Annotated in this window: 15 protein-coding genes and 1 pseudogene; 10 read left to right on the top strand and 6 right to left on the bottom strand. The window is 62.4% G+C overall.

Going from position 1 to position 18,769, the window contains the following annotated elements; all coding sequences use genetic code 11:
- The first annotated feature begins 208 nt into the window (after positions 1–208).
- From N5D53_RS06925 to N5D53_RS06965, 9 genes and pseudogenes are all read left to right on the top strand, one after another.
- Positions 209–2,260 (top strand): annotated as a pseudogene (locus N5D53_RS06925) (EAL domain-containing protein).
- 158 nt (positions 2,261–2,418) lie between these two features.
- Positions 2,419–3,750, top strand: a complete 1,332-nt coding sequence (locus N5D53_RS06930; RefSeq protein ID WP_121161072.1) for an imelysin family protein — start codon at positions 2,419–2,421, stop codon at positions 3,748–3,750.
- 141 nt (positions 3,751–3,891) lie between these two features.
- Positions 3,892–4,374 carry a hypothetical protein gene (locus N5D53_RS06935; protein ID WP_121161070.1) on the top strand — a complete coding sequence of 161 codons (483 nt, stop codon included), beginning with the start codon at positions 3,892–3,894 and terminating at the stop codon, positions 4,372–4,374.
- Positions 4,375–4,388: 14 nt separating this feature from the next.
- A complete protein-coding gene (locus N5D53_RS06940; protein ID WP_020192047.1) occupies positions 4,389–4,775 on the top strand; it encodes a hypothetical protein in 387 nt (128 codons plus the stop codon).
- Positions 4,776–4,884: 109 nt separating this feature from the next.
- Positions 4,885–6,312: a di-heme oxidoredictase family protein gene (locus tag N5D53_RS06945; RefSeq protein ID WP_064492397.1), complete on the top strand. Its 1,428-nt coding sequence runs from the start codon at positions 4,885–4,887 to the stop codon at positions 6,310–6,312.
- A gap of 19 nt (positions 6,313–6,331) precedes the next feature.
- Complete coding sequence (locus N5D53_RS06950; protein ID WP_104960841.1) at positions 6,332–7,396, top strand: imelysin family protein; 1,065 nt, start codon at positions 6,332–6,334, stop codon at positions 7,394–7,396.
- 2 nt (positions 7,397–7,398) lie between these two features.
- On the top strand, positions 7,399–8,496 hold the full coding sequence (locus tag N5D53_RS06955; protein WP_121161066.1) for a DUF1513 domain-containing protein: 1,098 nt from the start codon (positions 7,399–7,401) through the stop codon (positions 8,494–8,496).
- A gap of 218 nt (positions 8,497–8,714) precedes the next feature.
- A complete protein-coding gene (locus tag N5D53_RS06960; protein WP_121161064.1) occupies positions 8,715–9,872 on the top strand; it encodes an efflux RND transporter periplasmic adaptor subunit in 1,158 nt (385 codons plus the stop codon).
- A gap of 1 nt (position 9,873) precedes the next feature.
- A complete protein-coding gene (locus tag N5D53_RS06965) occupies positions 9,874–12,918 on the top strand; it encodes a multidrug efflux RND transporter permease subunit (protein ID WP_121161062.1) in 3,045 nt (1,014 codons plus the stop codon).
- Between the two features lie 105 nt (positions 12,919–13,023).
- Here N5D53_RS06965 and N5D53_RS06970 read toward each other — a convergent pair whose 3' ends face one another.
- From N5D53_RS06970 to colR, 5 genes are all read right to left on the bottom strand, one after another.
- A complete protein-coding gene (locus tag N5D53_RS06970; RefSeq protein WP_047603320.1) occupies positions 13,024–13,257 on the bottom strand; it encodes a hypothetical protein in 234 nt (77 codons plus the stop codon).
- On the bottom strand, positions 13,257–13,955 hold the full coding sequence (locus N5D53_RS06975) for a lipopolysaccharide kinase InaA family protein (protein WP_121161060.1): 699 nt from the start codon (positions 13,953–13,955) through the stop codon (positions 13,257–13,259). The genes N5D53_RS06970 and N5D53_RS06975 overlap by 1 nt, the downstream gene beginning before the upstream one ends.
- 6 nt (positions 13,956–13,961) lie before the next feature.
- On the bottom strand, positions 13,962–14,642 hold the full coding sequence (locus tag N5D53_RS06980; protein WP_010952107.1) for a class I SAM-dependent methyltransferase: 681 nt from the start codon (positions 14,640–14,642) through the stop codon (positions 13,962–13,964).
- 107 nt (positions 14,643–14,749) lie between these two features.
- The gene (locus tag N5D53_RS06985; protein WP_064492394.1) at positions 14,750–16,060 is read right to left on the bottom strand and encodes a HAMP domain-containing sensor histidine kinase; all 1,311 of its coding nucleotides are present in this window, start codon (positions 16,058–16,060) and stop codon (positions 14,750–14,752) included.
- Positions 16,050–16,733, bottom strand: a complete 684-nt coding sequence (gene colR, locus N5D53_RS06990; RefSeq protein WP_003255215.1) for a two-component system response regulator ColR — start codon at positions 16,731–16,733, stop codon at positions 16,050–16,052. The genes N5D53_RS06985 and colR overlap by 11 nt, the downstream gene beginning before the upstream one ends.
- A gap of 183 nt (positions 16,734–16,916) precedes the next feature.
- Here colR and N5D53_RS06995 point away from each other — a divergent pair, with 183 nt between their 5' ends.
- Positions 16,917–17,645 carry a phosphatase PAP2 family protein gene (locus N5D53_RS06995; protein ID WP_064492393.1) on the top strand — a complete coding sequence of 243 codons (729 nt, stop codon included), beginning with the start codon at positions 16,917–16,919 and terminating at the stop codon, positions 17,643–17,645.
- 41 nt (positions 17,646–17,686) lie between these two features.
- On the opposite strand, the gene N5D53_RS07000 is transcribed toward N5D53_RS06995, so the two are convergent.
- A complete protein-coding gene (locus N5D53_RS07000) occupies positions 17,687–18,607 on the bottom strand; it encodes an iron-sulfur-binding ferredoxin reductase (RefSeq protein WP_121161058.1) in 921 nt (306 codons plus the stop codon).
- Positions 18,608–18,769: the final 162 nt, after the last annotated feature.

An 18,769-nucleotide genomic window follows, 5' to 3' on the forward strand; every position in this document is an offset into this window, starting at 1 on the left:
AAGCAGCCAGCACGTATTTCACCTTCGCCCCACCCGCAAAACGCTTGCTCAGACCGCATACCACGCTAACATCAAACCTCTGGAAGATTGATACAGCGCATTCAAGTTGCGGGGTCAGGCAACCGATACACTGCTAATGGTCGACCGGTAGTGTATCGTCATCGTTGATGGCAAAATGATGCCATGCGCATGGATTAAGGAAACCCCATTGAAGCTGGAATTGCGGAACAGCTTGTCGGTCAAGTTGCTCAGGGTCGTGCTGCTGTCGGCGCTGGCGGTCGGCGTCGTGCTCAGCTGTGCGCAAATCATCTATGACACCTAGAAGACCCGCCAGGCCGTGGACAGCGACGCCCAGCGCATCCTCGACATGTTCCGCGATCCTTCGACCCAGGCGGTTTACAGCCTCGACCGTGAAATGGGCATGCAGGTCATGGAAGGCCTGTTCCAGGACGAATCAGTGCGCATGGCCTCCATTGGCCATCCCAACGAAACCATGCTGGCAGAAAAGTCCCGCCCGCTGCAGGACATGTCCATGCGCTGGCTCACCGACCTCATCCTCGGCCAGGAGCGCACCTACACCACGCAACTGGTCGGCCGTGGCCCTTACAGCGAATACTACGGCGACCTCAGCATTACCCTCGATACCTCCTCCTACGGCAAAGATTTCCTGATCAACGCGGTGATCATCTTCATATCCGGCGTGCTGCGGGCCATGGCCATGGGCCTGGTGCTTTACCTGGTCTACCACTGGCTGCTGACCAAACCGCTGTCGAAGATCATCGAGCACCTCACCCAGATCAACCCTGACCGCCCCAGCCAGCACCAGATACCGCTGCTCAAGGGCCACGAGAAAAACGAGCTGGGCCTGTGGGTGAACACCGCCAACCAGTTGCTGGCCTCGATCGAGCGCAACACCCATTTGCGCCACGAGGCGGAAAATAGCCTGCAGCGCATGGCCCAGTACGACTTCCTCACCGGCCTGCCCAACCGCCAGCAACTGCAGCAGCAACTGGACAAGATCCTCGTCGACGGCGGCCGCCTGCAGCACCGAGTGGCAGTGCTGTGCGTTGGCCTGGACGACTTCAAGGGTATCAACGAACAATTCAGCTACCAGGTCGGTGACCAGTTGCTGCTGGCCCTGGCCGATCGACTACGCGCCCACAGCGGCCGCCTGGGCGCTCTGGCGCGGCTGGGCGGCGACCAGTTCGCCCTGGTACAGGCCAATATCGAGCAGCCCTACGAGGCTGCCGAACTGGCGCAAAGCATCCTTGACGACCTGGAAGTACCGTTCGACCTCGACCACGAGCAAATCCGCCTGCGCGCGACCATCGGCATCACCCTGTTCCCCGAAGACGGTGACAGCACCGAAAAACTGCTGCAGAAAGCCGAACAGACCATGACCCTGGCCAAGGCCCGCTCGCGCAACCGCTACCAGTTCTATATCGCCAGCGTCGACAGCGAGATGCGTCGCCGTCGCGAACTGGAAAAGGACCTGCGTGAAGCCCTGCCCCGCAACCAGCTGTACCTGGTGTACCAACCACAGATCAGCTACCGCGACCACCGGGTGGTCGGCGTAGAGGCCCTGCTGCGCTGGCAGCACCCGGACCTAGGCATGGTGCCACCCGACCAGTTCATCCCCTTGGCCGAGCAGAACGGCAGCATCATCAGCATCGGCGAATGGGTGCTTGACCAGGCCTGCCGGCAACTGCGCGAATGGCACGACCAGGGCTTCAGCGACCTGCGCATGGCGGTCAACCTGTCTACCGTGCAACTGCACCACAGCGAGCTGCCACGGGTGGTCAACAACCTGCTGCAAGCCTATCGCCTACCACCGCGCAGCCTGGAACTGGAAGTCACCGAAACCGGTCTGATGGAAGACATCAGCACCGCCGCCCAGCACCTGTTGAGCCTGCGCCGCTCCGGGGCGCTGATTGCCATCGACGACTTCGGCACCGGCTACTCGTCCCTCAGCTATCTGAAGTCGCTGCCCTTGGACAAGATCAAGATCGACAAGAGTTTCGTTCAGGACCTGCTCGACGACGATGACGACGCCACCATCGTTCGCGCCATCATCCAGCTGGGCAAGAGCCTGGGGATGCAGGTGATCGCCGAGGGCGTGGAAACGGCCGAGCAGGAAACCTACATCGTGGCCCAGGGTTGCCACGAGGGCCAGGGCTACCACTACAGCAAGCCCCTTTCGGCCCGTGAACTGACCCACTTCCTCAAACAAGCGCAACGCAACCAGGTTTCGGTGTCCTGAGGCACCTGCCCGGTTACAGGCCGAGCCCCTGATTTACATGAATTGCGCGCCCGCCCCTTTACAGCAAATGCAAATCTTTCGCATGATGTTGTAGTTTTGCGTGCCACGGCGCACGGTCCACCCCTTTGGTCCAACCACACGATGCAGGAAAACCAATAATGATTCGAATGCCTCTGGCCTCCGCCAGTCTGCTGGCCATTGCCATCGCCCTCGCCGGTTGCGGTGAAGGCAAGGACGAAAAAGCCGCCGCGCCGCAAGCCCAGGCACCTGCTGCTGCCACCACCGCTGCGCCAGGGGCTGTCGACGAAGCAGCCGGCAAAGCCGTGGTCAAGCATTACACCGACATGGTCTACGCCGTGTACAGCGACTCGCTGAGCACTGCCAAGACGCTGCAGACCGCGGTCGACGCGTTCCTGGCCAAGCCCAACGACGAAACCCTGAAAGCCGCCAAGGAAGCCTGGTTCGCCGCGCGCGTACCGTACCTGCAGAGCGAAACCTTCCGCTTTGGCAACACCATCATCGACGACTGGGAAGGCCAGGTGAACGCCTGGCCCCTTGACGAAGGCCTGATCGACTACGTCGACAAGAGCTACGAGCACGCCTTGGGCAACCCGGGGGCCAGCGCCAACATCATCGCCAACACCGAGATCCAGGTGGGTGAAGAGAAGGTCGACGTCAAGGACATCACCCCCGAGAAACTGGCTAGCCTGAACGAGCTGGCTGGCTCCGAGGCCAACGTTGCCACGGGCTATCACGCCATCGAATTCCTGCTCTGGGGCCAGGACCTGAACGGCACCGGCCCTGGCGCTGGCAACCGCCCGGCATCCGACTACCTGGAAGGCCAGGGCGCTACCGGCGGCCACAACGACCGCCGCCGCGCCTACCTGAAAGCGGTTACCGACCTGCTGGTGACCGACCTCGAAGAGATGGTCGGCAACTGGGCACCGAACGTCGCCGACAACTACCGCGCCAAGCTGGAAGCCGAGCCTGTCAACGACGGCCTGCGCAAGATGCTGTTCGGCATGGGCAGCCTGTCGCTGGGCGAACTGGCTGGCGAGCGCATGAAAGTTTCGCTGGAAGCCAACTCGCCGGAAGACGAGCAAGACTGCTTCAGCGACAACACCCACTACTCGCACTTCTACGACGCCAAGGGCATCCGCAACGTCTACCTGGGCGAGTACACCCGCCCGGACGGCACCAAGCTGACCGGCCCTAGCCTGTCGTCGCTGGTCGCCAAGGTTGACCCGGCCGCCGATGCAGCCCTCAAGGCCGATCTGGAAGCCACCGAGGCCAAGCTTCAGGTGATCGTAGACCACGCCCTCAAAGGCGAGCACTACGACCAGCTGATCGCCGCCAACAACGCTGCCGGCAACCAGGTTGTACGGGACGCCATCGCCGCCCTGGTCAAGCAGACCGGGTCGATCGAACAGGCTGCGGGCAAGCTGGGCATTGCCAACCTGAACCCGGACACTGCGGATCACGAGTTCTGATCCTGCTGTAGCGCTTCACCGCAAACGCCCGGCCTTGTGCCGGGCGTTTTCGTTTGCTGCCGGGTAAAACGCTTCCCGCTGCCTGGCGTGCGCACAGATGCTCATCCTGTAGGCCTTCGATCAAACCTAACAGGAGGCACAGTGCTGCAGATTCTTGATGTCTGGGGCGAAGGCCGAATCGTCCAGCGCGTGAATGGGGAAGACCTCATCACCGGATTCAACGATGCGTACAACCTGAACAAGGCTGGCCAGCTCATCTCCAACGGGCCGTTCGCTGGCGGGCACATTCCCAACCTTATCGTCGTATACGAATACGATGCTCCGGACTTTCCCCTCGACGACCATGCAGTCCCTCACGTGACGCTGATGGGCGCTCCGATCACCCACCGTGTGGCCGAGGAAATGTGCCGGGTAGTTGCCCGCCCCGGCAAGATCTACCTCTACGACCCCAACGAAACCGACCGCCGGATGTTCGAGGCAGTCGCCATTGACCATGGGATGCAGCTGCTCGGTCGCTTTCATCCCGCCGAGCTCGCCCCCCCGTTCAACGAAATCACCTTGCTCGCGGCCTATGTCTATCGCGCCCCGACCAGCCCATTACCACGCCCGAAAACTGAACATTGAAAGGAAAACACTACATGGCCAACGTCACCTACTTGCGCTCCATCGCCAATAACACCCCTTATACCTTGACCCTGATCGACGGTGAAAACCGCAGCAACAGCCTGGCAGTCGGCGCACAGCACGTCTGGAATGGCTCGCTGGCCATCCCGTGGATCGGCAGATCGACTGAGAACCACAAGGCCTTGCGCCTGATACTCGGCCCGTCTGCCGACACCAGCATCTGGATATTCCAGGATTACTGGCAACCTGCGCACATGGACGCGGTCAAGTGCATTACCGCCTCCTCCATGGAATACACCAGCGAAGAAGTCATCGAAGTCACCGGCGATAATCGCGGTGGCGGCAACAAGAACCTGATCGTCAACCTGGTCAACCGACACTTCATGCTCTATATGGCCTGACCAACCGCGCTCGCAGCGATTTCATCAAGCAAACGCAAATTGCTCTTATTCAATGATCCTGGGCCTGCTAAGCTGCACGCCGGTTTTTCGCTCACGCCCAGGATTCTAGATGTCCTTGTCGCTGTCCCGACTCCCCCCCCTGCTGCTGGCCCTGGCCTTGGCCGCCTGTGACGACGCCCCGCGTTTCACCCACGCCGAGCCCGGCGAAGCGTTGTCGGGTGGCCAGGCGACCGTGCAGCGCAGCGACCGCAATGCCTATTCCCTGCCCTCGGCCAACCTCTCGCCAGAGCTACGCGTGGACTTCGCCGTGGGTAACAGCTTCTTTCGCAACCCTTGGGTGATCGCGCCGTCAACCACCACCGCGCGTGATGGTCTGGGCCCGTTGTTCAATACCAACGCCTGTCAGAACTGCCACGTGCGCGACGGCCGTGGCCACCCGCCAGAGCCGGGCGACAGCAACGCCGTGGGTATGCTGGTACGCCTGTCGATCCCCGACCAACCCTACCTGGCCAAAGTGATCGAGCGCCTCGGCGTGGTGCCAGAGCCCGTCTACGGCACCCAATTGCAGGACATGGCCATCCCCGGCGTGGCGCCCGAAGGCAAGGTGCGGGTGAGCTACACCCGCGAAACCGTGTCATTCAAGGACGGCCACCAGGTCGAGCTGCGCAAGCCAGCCCTGCAAATCACCCAGCTCGGCTATGGTGTGATGCACCCCGACACGCGCTTTTCTGCGCGGGTGGCACCACCGATGATCGGCCTGGGCCTGCTTGAAGCGATCCCCGAAGCCGACCTGCTGGCCAACGAAGACCCGGACGACCGTAACCGCGATGGCATCCGCGGGCGGGCCAACCGTGTGTGGGACGACGCCCAGGGCAAAACAGTGATCGGCCGCTTCGGCTGGAAAGCCGGGCAGCCCAACGTCAACCAGCAGAACGTGCACGCCTTTGCCGGCGACATGGGCCTGACCAGCACCCTGCTGCCCAACGACGATTGCACCCAGGCACAAACCGGCTGCCTGGCTGCGCCCAACGGCGATGGTGCCGATGGCGAGAAAGAAGTCAGCGACAACATCCTGCGCCTGGTCACGTTCTACACCCGCAACCTGGCTGTGCCGGCCCGCCGCGACGTCGGCTCGCCACAGGTACTGGCGGGCAAGAACCTGTTCTACCAGGCGGGTTGCCAAGGTTGCCACACACCGCAGTTCACCACCGCCGCCGACGCCACCGAACCCGCGTTGGCCAACCAGGTCATACGCCCCTATAGCGACCTCCTGCTGCATGACATGGGCCCGGGGCTGGCCGACGAGCGCACCGAATTCGCCGCCAACGGCCAGGACTGGCGTACGCCGCCACTGTGGGGCATCGGCCTGAGCGAAACGGTCAGTGGCCATAGCCAGTTCCTGCATGACGGCCGCGCCCGCAACCTGCTTGAGGCCGTGCTGTGGCACGGTGGCGAAGCCGAGGCGGCACGCAATTTCGTACTCACTTTCGATGCCGAGCAGCGCGCTGCGTTGCTCGCGTTCCTGAACTCACTTTAAACGCGCAAAGGAGCCGGGCATGTTCCGACCCAAACTGTTGTTCACCAGCCTCGCCGCACTCGCCCTCGGTGCCTGCTCGCCACAAGACCCGCAAGCAGTGACCTCCGCCGCCATCGCCAACCAGGTCATCCTGCCTACCTACAGCCGCTGGGTCGAAGCCGACCGTACGCTGGCTGCCAGCGCCCTGGCCTACTGCGAAGGCAAGGAAAGCCTGGACAAAGCCCGCGCCGACTTCCTCAACGCACAAAAAGCCTGGGCCGAGCTGCAACCGCTGCTGGTCGGCCCGTTGGCCGAAGGCAACCGTGCCTGGCAGGTACAATTCTGGCCCGACAAGAAAAACCTCGTCGGCCGTCAGGTCGAGCAACTGGTCAACGGCGACAAGCCGGTTGATGCTGAGGTCTTGGGCAAGTCCAGCGTGGTGGTGCGTGGCCTGTCGGCGTATGAGTACATCCTGTTCGACAGCAAGCCGGACATCGCCACGGCCGAACAGAAAGCCCGCTACTGCCCGCTGCTGGTGGCCATCGGCGCGCACCAGAAGGCCTTGGCAGAGGAGATTCTCAAAGGCTGGAACAGCACCGACGGCATGCTTTCGCAGATGACCAAGTTCCCCAACCAGCGCTATGCCGACTCCCATGAGGCTATCGCCGATCTGCTGCGCGCCCAGGTGACCGCCCTGGACACCCTGAAGAAGAAGCTCGGCGCACCGATGGGCCGTCAGAGCAAGGGCATCCCGCAGCCGCTGCAGGCCGAGGCCTGGCGCAGCCACAACTCGATGAACAGCCTGCAGGCCAGCCTCAAGGCCGCCGAAGCCGTCTGGGTCGGGGTAGACAACCAGGGCCTGCGCGGCCTGTTGCCCAGCGATCAGAAAGCGCTGGCGGACAAGATCGACGCCGCCTACGCTACCTCGCTCAAGTTGCTGGCCGACAACCAGAAAACGCTGGGTGAGCTGCTGGCCGACGACGCCGGTCAGCAAACCCTCAACCAGATCTACGACAGCTTGAACGTCGTCCACCGCCTGCACGAAGGCGATCTGGCCAAGGCGCTGAACATCCAGCTGGGCTTCAATGCCAACGACGGTGACTGATCATGCTGCGACGCCAGGCACTCAAACTCGGTAGCGTATTGCTCAGTGCCCTCACCTTGGGCGGCTGGAGCCTGTTCCGCAGCAAAGGCAGCGAACCCTTGCTGCTCTCGGCGCGTGACAACGGCGACGGCCAGCACTATGCCGTAGGTTTTCGCCTGGACGGTACACAGGTGTTCAGCACGCAGGTCGCTCAGCGTTGCCATGCAATCATCCACCACCCCGAGCAGCCAATCGCTCTGTTCGTCGCCCGCCGCCCAGGTACCGAAAGCTACCTGATCGACCTGCGTGACGGGCGCCTGCTGCAAACGGTAGCCTCGCAGCCGAACCGGCACTTCTATGGCCACGCCGTCGCGCACAAAGGCGGCGAATGGCTGTATGCCACCGAGAACGACACCACCGACCCAGGGCGCGGCGTGCTTGGCGTGTACCGTTTCGAAGGCGAACGCCTGGTGCACACCGGTGAAATCCCGACCCACGGTATCGGCCCGCACGAGGTTGCCTGGCTGCCTGACGGTGAAACGCTGGTCGTGGCCAACGGCGGTATCCGTACCGAGGCCGAAAGCCGTGTCGAGATGAACCTCGACGCCATGCAACCGAGCCTGGTGCTGATGCAGCGCGACGGCACCCTGTTGAGCAAGGAAACCCTGGCCCAGCAGATGAACAGCGTGCGACACCTGGCAGTGGCCAGCGATGGCACCATCGCCGCCTGCCAGCAGTTCATGGGCGATGCCGATGAAACTGCCGAGCTGCTGGCGATCAAGCGCCCGGGCGAGCCATTCAAGGCCTTCCCGGTACCGGAGCGGCAACTGCAAGCCATGGCCCAATACACCGCAAGCGTTGCCATCCACAGCGAGCTGCGGCTGGTGGCGCTGACGGCACCGCGGGCCAACCGCCTGTTCATCTGGGACCTGGACAGCGGCGCTGTGCGGCTGGATGCCCCGATGCCCGACTGCGCAGGCGTTGGCGCGGTGAAGGACGGCTTTGTCGTCACCTCCGGGCAGGGCCGCTGCCGGTTCTACGATTGCCGCAAGGCCGAACTGGTCGGGCAACCGATGAACCTGCCGTCCGGCTTCTGGGACAACCACCTGCATCTCGTCTGATTTTTCTGTTGCATTCACTGGCCTTCTCCCAGCTGAAGCCGATCCCACAGGGTTCTACACAGTCCCTGTAGGAGCGGCTTTAGCCGCGAAAAGGCCGGCACAGGCATTTCACGCCCCACCTCCGGAAAAACAGTCAATACTTCCCCCATTCACACGTGGGCAGGATCGCCCGTTGTCGTGTAGAAGCGAATAACAACTGCATCCAAGGAACCGGACCTATGCTGCGCCGCCGCATGCTCATCATGTTGGCCGTGGTTCTGCTGATCGTGCTGGCCCTGGGGGGTTACAAAGCCTTCTCGATCTACCAGCAGATCCAGATGTTCACTGCCCCCAAGCCCCCCATCACCGTGGCGGCTGCCATGGCCGAACAACGCCCGTGGCAAGAGCGCCTGCCCGCTGTCGGCAGCCTCAAGGCGCTGCAGGGCGTGGATCTGAGCCTGGAGGTGGAAGGCATCGTCAAATCCCTGCACTTCGACTCAGGCCAGCAGGTCAAGGCCGGGCAACTGCTCTTGCAGCTCAACGACGATCAGGAAACAGCCCTGCTCGGTACCGCCCTGGCCGACCTGGGCCTGGCCAAGGTCGACTTCGGCCGTGGCAGCCAGCTGGTTGGTGATTCGGCCATCTCCCGCGGCGAGTTCGACCGCCTTTCCTCCCAGTACCGGCGCAACCAGGCGGTGGTCGAGCAGCTTAAGGCGCAGAAGATCAAGAAACGCATCAATGCACCTTTCAGCGGCACCATCGGCATCCGCCAGGTGGACATCGGCCAGTACCTGGCCGCCGGCACTGTGATCGCCACCCTGCAAGACACCTCCAGCCTGTACGTAGACTTCAACGTGCCGGAACAGGCGCTGCCACACCTGAGCCTGGGCCAGAAAGTGCTGGTGCAAGTGGCCGCCTACCCGGGTCAGCGCTTCCCCGGCAGCCTCAGCGCCACCAACCCCAAGGTCGAGGAAACCACGCGCAACCTGCTGGTACGCGCCACCATGGCCAACCCCGACGGCAAACTGCTGCCAGGCATGTTCGCCAGCCTGTTGATCCTGCTGCCCAACCCGCAGCCGCAAGTGGTGGTGCCGGAAAGCGCCATTACCTACACCCTGTATGGCAACTCGGTGTATGTCGCCTCACCGAAAAAGGACAAGGACGGCAAGCCGGAATACGACGACAAGGGCCAACCCCAGCTGGTCGCCGAACAGCGCACGGTAAAGACTGGCGAGCGCCGAGACGGCGTGGTTGTAGTCAGCGAAGGCCTGCAGGCCGGGGAACAGGTGGTCACCGCCGGGCAGCTGAAACTCACACCCGGTGCCGCAATACGCATTGGCCAGGACAACGCCCTCAAGCCCGAACCGGGCGCAGCGGCCAAGGACTCAGGAGGCTGACATGGCGTTCACCGACCCGTTCATCCGCCGCCCGGTGCTGGCCAGCGTGGTCAGCCTGCTGATTCTGCTGCTCGGCTTCCAGGCCTGGAACAAGCTGCAGATCCGCCAGTACCCGCAAATGGAAAACGCCCTGATCACGGTCACCACCGCCTACCCCGGGGCCAACGCCGAAACCATTCAGGGTTATATCACCCAGCCATTGCAGCAAAGCCTGGCCAGCGCCGAAGGCATCGACTACATGACCTCGGTGAGCCGGCAGAATTTCTCGATCATTTCCATTTACGCGCGCATTGGCGCCGACAGCGACCGGCTGTTCACCGAGCTGCTGGCCAAGGCCAATGAGGTGCGAAACAAGCTACCCCAGGACTCCGAAGACCCGGTACTAAGCAAGGAAGCTGCCGACGCCTCGGCGCTGATGTACGTCAGCTTCTACAGCAAGGAAATGAGCAACCCGCAAATCACCGACTACCTGTCACGGGTTATCCAGCCCAAGCTGGCCACTCTGCCGGGCATGGCCGAGGCGGAGATCCTCGGCAACCAGGTGTTCGCCATGCGCCTTTGGCTGGACCCGGTGAAGCTGGCTGGTTTCGGCCTTTCGGCTACCGACGTGACCAATGCCGTACGCCGCTACAACTTCCTTTCCGCCGCTGGCGAGGTGAAAGGCGAATACGTGGTCACCAGCGTCAACGCCAGCACCGAGCTGAAGTCGGCCGAGGCATTCGCCGGCCTGCCGCTCAAGACAAGCGGTGACAGCCGCGTGCTGCTGGGCGATGTGGCGCGGGTCGAGATGGGCGCAGAAAACTACGACACGGTCAGCTCGTTCGACGGCACCCCGTCGGTCTATATCGGCATCAAGGCCACCCCGGCCGCCAACCCGCTGGATGTCATCAAGGAAGTGCGGCGCATCATGCCTGAGCTGGAAAGCCAGCTGCCCTCGTCACTGAACGTATCGATTGCCTACGACGCCACGCGGTTCATCCAGGCCTCGATCGACGAAGTGATCAAGACCTTGGGCGAAGCGGTGCTGATCGTCATCGTGGTGGTGTTCCTGTTCCTCGGTGCCCTGCGCTCGGTACTGATTCCGGTGGTGACCATACCGCTGTCGATGATCGGTGTACTGTTCTTCATGCAGATGATGGGCTACTCGCTCAACCTGCTGACCCTGCTCGCCATGGTGCTGGCCATCGGCCTGGTGGTGGACGATGCCATTGTGGTGGTGGAAAACATTCACCGGCACATGGAAGAAGGCAAGTCGCCGTTCGACGCAGCCCTGGAAGGCGCGCGCGAAATTGCCATGCCAGTGGTTTCCATGACCATCACCCTTGCTGCCGTGTATGCACCGATCGGCTTCCTCACCGGGCTCACCGGTGCGCTGTTCAAGGAGTTTGCCCTGACGCTGGCCGGGGCGGTGATCATTTCCGGTATCGTTGCCCTGACCCTGTCACCGATGATGTGCGCCCTGCTGCTGCGCCGGGAGCAGAACCCGAGCGGCCTGGCCCACCGCCTCGATCAGCTGTTCGAACGACTGAAAGGGCGCTACCAGCGCGTGCTTCACGCCACCCTCGACAGCCGGCCGGTGGTGCTGGTGTTTGCCGTGATCATCCTGTGCCTGATCCCGGTGCTGCTCAAATTCACCCAGAACGAACTGGCGCCCAACGAGGACCAGGGGGTGATCTTCATGATGAGCAGCTCGCCTCAACCGGCCAACCTCGACTACCTCAACGCCTACACCGACCAGTTCACACCGCTGTTCAAGGCCTTCCCCGAGTATTACTCGTCGTTTCAGATCAACGGCTTCAACGGCGTGCAGACCGGTATCGGTGGTTTTTTGCTCAAGCCTTGGAACGAGCGCGAACGCACACAGATGGAGCTACTGCCGCTGGTGCAGGCCAAACTCGAGGAAATCAGCGGGCTGCAGATCTTCGGCTTCAACCTGCCTTCGTTACCCGGCACTGGCGAGGGCTTGCCATTCCAGTTCGTGATCAATACCGCTGGCGACTACCCGGCACTGCTGGACGTGGCCCAGCGCATCAAGATGCGCGCTCAGGAATCGGGCAAGTTCGCCTTCCTCGATATCGATCTTGCCTTCGACAAACCTGAAGTGGTGGTGGACATCGACCGGGCAAAGGCGGCGCAGATGGGGGTGTCGATGGACACCCTCGGCGGCACCCTGGCGACCCTGCTGGGCGAAGCGGAAATCAACCGTTTCACCCTTGAAGGCCGCAGTTACAAGGTGATCGCCCAGGTTGAACGGCCTTACCGCGACAACCCCGGCTGGCTGAACAACTACTACGTGAAGAACGACCAGGGCCAGTTGCTGCCGCTGTCGACCCTGATCACCCTCACCGACCGCGCTCGCCCACGCCAGCTCAACCAGTTTCAGCAACTGAACGCTGCGATCATCCAGGGCGTGCCCATGGTCAGCCTGGGCGAGGCGCTGAAGACCGTGCAGGAAATCGCTCGCGAAGAAGCCCCGGAAGGCTTTGCCTTCGACTACGCCGGCGCGGCCCGCCAGTATGTACAGGAAGGAAGCGCATTGTGGGTCACCTTCGGCCTGGCGCTGGCGATCATTTTCCTCGTGCTGGCTGCACAGTTCGAAAGCTTCCGCGACCCGTTGGTGATTCTGGTGACAGTGCCGTTGTCCATCTGTGGCGCGCTTTTGCCGCTGTTCCTGGGCGTGTCGAGCATGAACATCTACACCCAGGTCGGGCTGGTGACATTGATCGGGCTTATCAGCAAGCACGGTATCCTGATCGTCGAGTTCGCCAATCAGCTACGCGATGAGCGTGGCCTGAGTGTGCGCGAAGCGATCGAGGAAGCAGCGGCCATTCGCCTGCGGCCGGTGCTGATGACCACTGCGGCTATGGTGTTCGGCATGGTGCCGCTGATTCTGGCAAGCGGGGCGGGAGCGGTCAGCCGGTTTGACATCGGTATGGTGATTGCCACCGGGATGTCGATTGGCACGCTGTTTACCTTGTTTGTGTTGCCGTGCATCTACACCCTGCTGGCGCACAAGGCGAGCGCCAAGGCACCTGCAATCGCTTGAACCGACCTTGGGGCGGGCTTGCCCGCGAAGAGGCCGGCAAGGCAGACGCAAAAAACCAAAGGCCCCGCAATCGCGAGGCCTCTGGCTTTTCCAGCTAACGCAGGTTCATCCCTGTGGCCGCAACCCTTGACGCAGGCCAAACAGGAACAGCAAAAGGTCCTGGTCCGGCTCGCTTCGGGCCTGCTGCTGCGGTTTTGCATCCCGCGGCAACGCGCACTGGTCTGCCATCTCAGCCTTGCTGAACACGGTTGGCCTCGGCTCTTCCCAGGCAGCCACCGCCACGGTGGTCACCGCCAGGCCAGCTACCAGGAACAAAGCTCGAGCAATTTCTAGTTTCATTACTCTAACCCTTTGACAGCGCTGCCAAACGCCATCTTGTAAAAGTAGAGCAGCGTCCGCCATTCCGCGTCATTGAGCGACGAATGGCGGCGTAGCTGACGCAAGTCATTGCCGGCCGCCCGCTGGCAGCTGATACGCCGCCTGCACTTTTCCAGGTCCAGCAGCGCCACTTCGACGCGGGCCTGCTCGCCTTCGCCAATTACCTTGATGAATACGTGCTTGCCATACAGGCAGCCGTGCTGCCAGTGCCCCAGGTGCATCCGCGCCAGGTTGTCCGCCAGGTCCTTGAGCATGCGCTCATGCACCACCTGCGGGTAACGCTCGCGGGCACCTTCGGCATGCCAGGTGTCGAGTTCGACAAAACCGTCCAGCGCTTCGCTGACCAGCAGCGCGCGCCACTGGTGCTGGGCATCGCGCTGCGCGCCACAGAAGACGATGCGCGGTACACGCACGCCCAACTGCTCGAAACTGTTCAGTGCATCGAGTTCACGCAACACGGTCGGCCGACCAAAAGGGTGCAACAGGCTGCGGTAGATATGCCCAACCTGGCGTTTGGCATATAACAGCTTGCCATCGGCATCGTTGAGGCGTTGCACGCCACTCTCGCCGCCGCGGCGCTGGTTAGGCTCCTCGACCCACTCGCCTTGCTGGCGCCAGTAAAAATCGAACTGCGCTTCCCCTTTATGGGCTACAGCCATCAAACACTACCCCTTACGCAATACATAGACCCGCCACATGGCATAGAACGGCAGGAAGTCGAGGCGTTCCTGGATTCTGAAGCCGGCGGCCCTGAATTCTTCTTCGACCGTTTCGGCAGGTAACACGAAACGGTTCTGGTAATTATCCTGCTCGGCCTTGGCGCTACGGCGTTGCTCCAGCTTTTTCCGCCGCCAGGCCTTGAAGTTGCCATCCACCCACAGGGAAAGGATCACACTATCACGGCTAACCCGTTGAAATTCCGAAAGAATGGTCTTTCTGTGCGCCGACTCGCCAATGTGATGGAACAGGCGCATGCAGAAAATGCTGTCCACCGCGTTATCTGGCAGGTCGATGGCAAATGCAGAAGTCTGCAAAGGCCGTACCCGTGCCACAACTTCTGGCGGTTGCGCCGCACAGGCTGTCTCGATCATGGCCTCGGAGTTGTCGGCACCGATGATTACCCGATTGGGCTTTTCCGCCAACAGCGGCCAGAAACGGCCCGCTCCGCATGGCAGGTCGAGTACCAGGCCAGGCTCGCCCGCCAATGCCAAGGCGCGGCGCGCCAACTGCTCATCTCGCTTGTGGGAAAGGCGTCGCGCCAGGCCGTCCTGGTGCTTGAGAAAGTACTCGCGCGCATGGTCTTTGTCGTACTTCTCGGAAAATTCAAGCTTGATGGGGCTACGCATTGGGCATCTCCTGACTCCATTGCGCCCACACTAGTCATGCAAGCGTTGGAATCAGGTCATGCCAATGTGAAAAAAACGTTGGGCACCAGTTGACCTGATACAAGACATTACTCGACCAGGGCGTCCGGGTCGCCTTTGGCCGCGGTGTTGCTCAGGTCCACCTGGAAGCGGCAGCCATGCGGCAAGGTGGATGTCAGGGTGACACGCCAACCTTGGTCGTCGCAGATCCGCTGCACCAGCGAAAGCCCCAGCCCAAGCCCCTCGCCACGCCGTTCATCGCCCCGCACGAACGGTCTGAACATGGCCTCGCGCTGCTCTTCGGGGATACCCACGCCACTGTCCTCTACGCTGAAACCGTTGGCTTCCAGACTCAGGCGGATATACCCACTGTCGGTGTAGTGCGCCGCATTGCGCAGCAGGTTGCCCATCACCGACTGCAGGAAGGTGGCGTTGTACAGCACAGGGCTAGCGCTCACGCGGCCATCGAAATACAGGGTGAGGCCTTTCTGTTCGATGGTGTCGCGCCACACCCCGATGAGCTCGTCGGCCACTTCGCGCAGGGTCGCCCGTGACGCCACTGCCCCCTCATCACGCTGCGCGCGGGCCAACATGAGGAAGGTCTTGACCAGCTCGCGCATCTCTTCGGTGGCCCGCGCCACGCGCTCCACCTGGCTACGCGCGCGGGCATCGAGGCCAGGGTTTTCCATCAGAAGCTCACACGAGGTAGCCAACACCATCAACGGCGTGCGCAGCTCGTGGCTGACGTCGCTGGTGAACAGCCGCTCGCGGGTCAGCGCATCACGCAGCCGGCCCAGGGTATCGTCGAAAGCCACTGCAAGCTGGCCGACTTCGTCTGCCGCATAATCCGGAGCCAGCGGCGGGGCCAGGCCCAGTAGTTGATCGCGGTGGCGCACCTGACGCGCCAGGCGGATGACCGGTGCCATTACCCGACGTGCAACCAGCCAGCCAAGGATGACCGCCAGCACCAGGCTGAGCACGAAGCCCACCACAACCACGGCAAACAGTACGCGCTCGCGCTCCTCGAAGTCGCTCTGGTCCTGCAGCAGTACATAACGGCGACCATCGACGATCTCGACCATGGCGTGGTAGGACAGCTGGTCTCGGAACACCTCGTGGAAACCGCGGTCGAGGTGACGCAGGTCCTTGGGCAGCTCGAAGTCGTCACGCCCGCCGCTGAAATAGAACAGCTGATCTGGGCGAGGCCGATGACTCCAGTCACTGACGCTGTCCATACGCAGCAGGCGCTGCAGGTCACCGCCCAGTACCGAGGAAATCAGTCGCTCTTCGACCAGGTGCACCGTGCCGACGATACCGAATGCGAAGGCCCCGGCCACCAGCGCGCTCATCAGGGCAAAGGCGATGATGATGCGCTGGGCAAGGCTTTGCTTAAACTCCATCGCGGCCCTCGGCGAGGCGATAGCCGACGCCATGGACGGTATGCAGCAACGGTTTTTCAAACGGTTTGTCGATCACCTGGCGCAGTTGATGCACATGGCTGCGCAGGCTGTCGCTATCGGGGCAGTCGTCGCCCCACAAGGCTTCTTCCAGCACCTCGCGGCGCAGTACGTGCGGGCTTTTCTGCATCAGTACCGCCAGCAGCTTGAGGCCGACCGGGTTGAGCTTCAACAGGCGACCCTGGCGGGTAACCTCCAGGGTATCGAGGTCGTAGCTCAGGTCAGCCACCTGCAGGGTGCGCCGCCCACCGCCCTGGGCACGGCGCAGCACCGCTTCGATGCGCGCCGCCAGCTCCGACAGGGCAAATGGCTTGAGCAGGTAGTCGTCAGCACCCGAGCGGAAGCCCTGCAGGCGGTCGTCCAGCTGGTCACGGGCAGTGAGCATGATCACCGGCGTGTCACGGCGGGCATCTTCGCGCAGGCGCTTGCACAGGGTGTAGCCATCGATGCCTGGCAGCATGATGTCGAGTACGATCAGGTCGTAGTGTTCGGTGGCGGCCAGATGCAGCCCGGACAGGCCATCCTGGGCACAGTCGACGGTGTAGCCTTTCATGCCCAGGTAATCGGCCAGGTTGGCCAGGATATCGCGGTTGTCTTCAACCAAAAGAATGCGCATCGGTTTCTCCTGTGCGGCGCTTCTCGCTGTGGTGCGCGGCAGGCGCAGCTTAAGGCCTATGCCTGCACGGTGCCAGCCCTGGGGAAAATTCACCGCACTTGACGGTTTTTTCACTGATCCTTCACGGACACAGGATAGCGGGCGGTCGACAATGCCCGATCTTTTTCGCGCCCTGGAGCCGTCATGCAGCAACGCACCCGCCCTCGCCCGATCAACTACTGGCTGTACCTGGGAATTCCCCTGGCGACTGCGGTGGCCTTGATCCTGCTGGAGCTGACTTCAGTCGACATGGATGTCGCCAACCTGTTCTTCGACCCCGCTGCCGGGCAGTTCATTGGCCGCCACAGTTACCTGTTGGAAAACATCCTGCATGACCGGGTCAAGCAAGTGGTGATCCTGTTGGGGGTGATATCGCTGCTGACCTTTGCCGCGAGCTTTTTCTGGAAGCGCCTGTTTGGCTGGCGCCGTGAACTGGGCTGCCTGGCGCTGGCACTGGGCTTGTCCACGGCGTTTGTCACGCCGCTGAAAAAAGTCACCCAGGTGCAGTGCCCCTGGAGCCTGACCCAGTTTGGCGGCACCGAAACCTACAGCAAGCTGCTGGAACCACGGCCGCCTACCGACAAGCCTGGCCTGTGCTGGCCGGGCGGGCATGCAGCGACGGGTTTCTGCCTGTTCGCCTTGTTCTTCATGCTGCGTGATCGCAAGCCGCGCCTGGCGCGGGTGGCGTTTGTAGTGGCCTTGACAGCAGGGTCGATACTGTCGGTGGGCAGGATGATGCAGGGGGCGCACTTCCTGTCGCACAATGTGTGGACGGCAGTGTTCTGCTGGTTGATCGGATTGGGGTCGTATTACCTGGTTCTCTATCGGCGGGGGCTGGCCGAGGTGCCCGTCGCCGAGCGCAGCGCCGCATGAAAGAGGGGCCGCTTTGCGGCCCTTCGCACTTCAAATGCTACTCAGGCATGCTCGACGAACACATCAGCAAACACCTGTCCCCGCGGTACCCCTGCCATGAACATGCGTCGGGCAAACCGCTCGACACTCCCCGGTGCCCCACACAGCAGCGCCACCGTCTGTCGCGACAACAGCCGCATCCCGGCCAACGCTTCATCCACATGCTCCACCAGCACCAGCTCGACACTGACCCCTGGCAGCTTCAGCAGCTTCTCCGCCAGATAGTGCCCAGCCGAATCCCGCGCCACATGTACCACCCGGATTTCGCCCCGATGCCCCCGGCGCAACGCTTCGCGCAAGATACCCCAGAGCGGCGCCAGCCCGGTTCCCGCAGCCAGCAACCACAGCGGCCGCTCCTGCCAATCAGGGTCGTAATGAAGGGCTCCGCCTCTGAACTCCCCCAAACGCATCTCATCGCCGACCTGCAGACCACGCGCCTTGTCGCAAAAGGCACCAGGCCGCTGGCAATCGATATGAAACTCGAGAAAATCATCCTCGCCCGGCAGGCTGGCCAAGGAATAAGGCCGAGCAACCGCGCCTAGCCACAGCACCACGTGCTGCCCCGCCTGGTAACGCACCACCCGATCGGAGCGCAACCGCAGGCGCAACACATCGCCAAACCAGTCCAACGCACAGACCTGCGCCGGGACACCGCCCAGCAGGGGGTCGTATAGCGCCACACGCAGGTCCTCGACCACCCGGCACTGGCAGGCCAGGCGCCAGCCCTGGGCGTGTTTCTCCAACGCCAACGCCTCGGGCAAAGCGTCTGCCGGTTGCCCTTCCAGGCAGCGCACCAGGCAGGCGTGGCAACTGCCAGCGCGGCAACTGTAAGGCACATTCAGCCCCGCCTCGTTGAGGGCATCGAGCAGGTTGCTGCCAATGGGCACCAGCCAGCGGCGCTCGCCCACGCAAATTTCGGGCATGTTCGGTACATCTCCTGCTGTCCAAGGCTCACTGTAAGCCAAGCAGAGCACACCAGCAAAATAGATGCCTGCGCGCTGCCGACCATGGTCCAGACCGGCCGCAGGTGTGCCGGGCACGGATGCGCGCTATACTGCCGCGCCTTTTTCCGTCGGCCTGACCTG

Source organism: Pseudomonas sp. GD03862 (assembly GCF_029840855.1).
GTDB classification, from domain to species: Bacteria; Pseudomonadota; Gammaproteobacteria; order Pseudomonadales; family Pseudomonadaceae; genus Aquipseudomonas; species Aquipseudomonas alloputida.

Excerpts from the sequence above, each read along its gene's own strand:
- N5D53_RS06930 (WP_121161072.1), top strand. The coding sequence starts at position 2,419 with ATGATTCGAATGCCTCTGGCCTCCGCCAGTCTGCTGGCCATTGCCATC.
- N5D53_RS06940 (WP_020192047.1), top strand. The coding sequence starts at position 4,389 with ATGGCCAACGTCACCTACTTGCGCTCCATCGCCAATAACACCCCTTAT.
- N5D53_RS06945 (WP_064492397.1), top strand. The coding sequence starts at position 4,885 with ATGTCCTTGTCGCTGTCCCGACTCCCCCCCCTGCTGCTGGCCCTGGCC.
- N5D53_RS06950 (WP_104960841.1), top strand. The coding sequence starts at position 6,332 with ATGTTCCGACCCAAACTGTTGTTCACCAGCCTCGCCGCACTCGCCCTC.
- N5D53_RS06955 (WP_121161066.1), top strand. The coding sequence starts at position 7,399 with ATGCTGCGACGCCAGGCACTCAAACTCGGTAGCGTATTGCTCAGTGCC.
- N5D53_RS06960 (WP_121161064.1), top strand. The coding sequence starts at position 8,715 with ATGCTGCGCCGCCGCATGCTCATCATGTTGGCCGTGGTTCTGCTGATC.
- N5D53_RS06965 (WP_121161062.1), top strand. The coding sequence starts at position 9,874 with ATGGCGTTCACCGACCCGTTCATCCGCCGCCCGGTGCTGGCCAGCGTG.
- N5D53_RS06970 (WP_047603320.1), bottom strand. The coding sequence starts at position 13,257 with ATGAAACTAGAAATTGCTCGAGCTTTGTTCCTGGTAGCTGGCCTGGCG.
- N5D53_RS06975 (WP_121161060.1), bottom strand. The coding sequence starts at position 13,955 with ATGGCTGTAGCCCATAAAGGGGAAGCGCAGTTCGATTTTTACTGGCGC.
- N5D53_RS06980 (WP_010952107.1), bottom strand. The coding sequence starts at position 14,642 with ATGCGTAGCCCCATCAAGCTTGAATTTTCCGAGAAGTACGACAAAGAC.
- N5D53_RS06985 (WP_064492394.1), bottom strand. The coding sequence starts at position 16,060 with ATGGAGTTTAAGCAAAGCCTTGCCCAGCGCATCATCATCGCCTTTGCC.
- colR (WP_003255215.1), bottom strand. The coding sequence starts at position 16,733 with ATGCGCATTCTTTTGGTTGAAGACAACCGCGATATCCTGGCCAACCTG.
- N5D53_RS06995 (WP_064492393.1), top strand. The coding sequence starts at position 16,917 with ATGCAGCAACGCACCCGCCCTCGCCCGATCAACTACTGGCTGTACCTG.
- N5D53_RS07000 (WP_121161058.1), bottom strand. The coding sequence starts at position 18,607 with ATGCCCGAAATTTGCGTGGGCGAGCGCCGCTGGCTGGTGCCCATTGGC.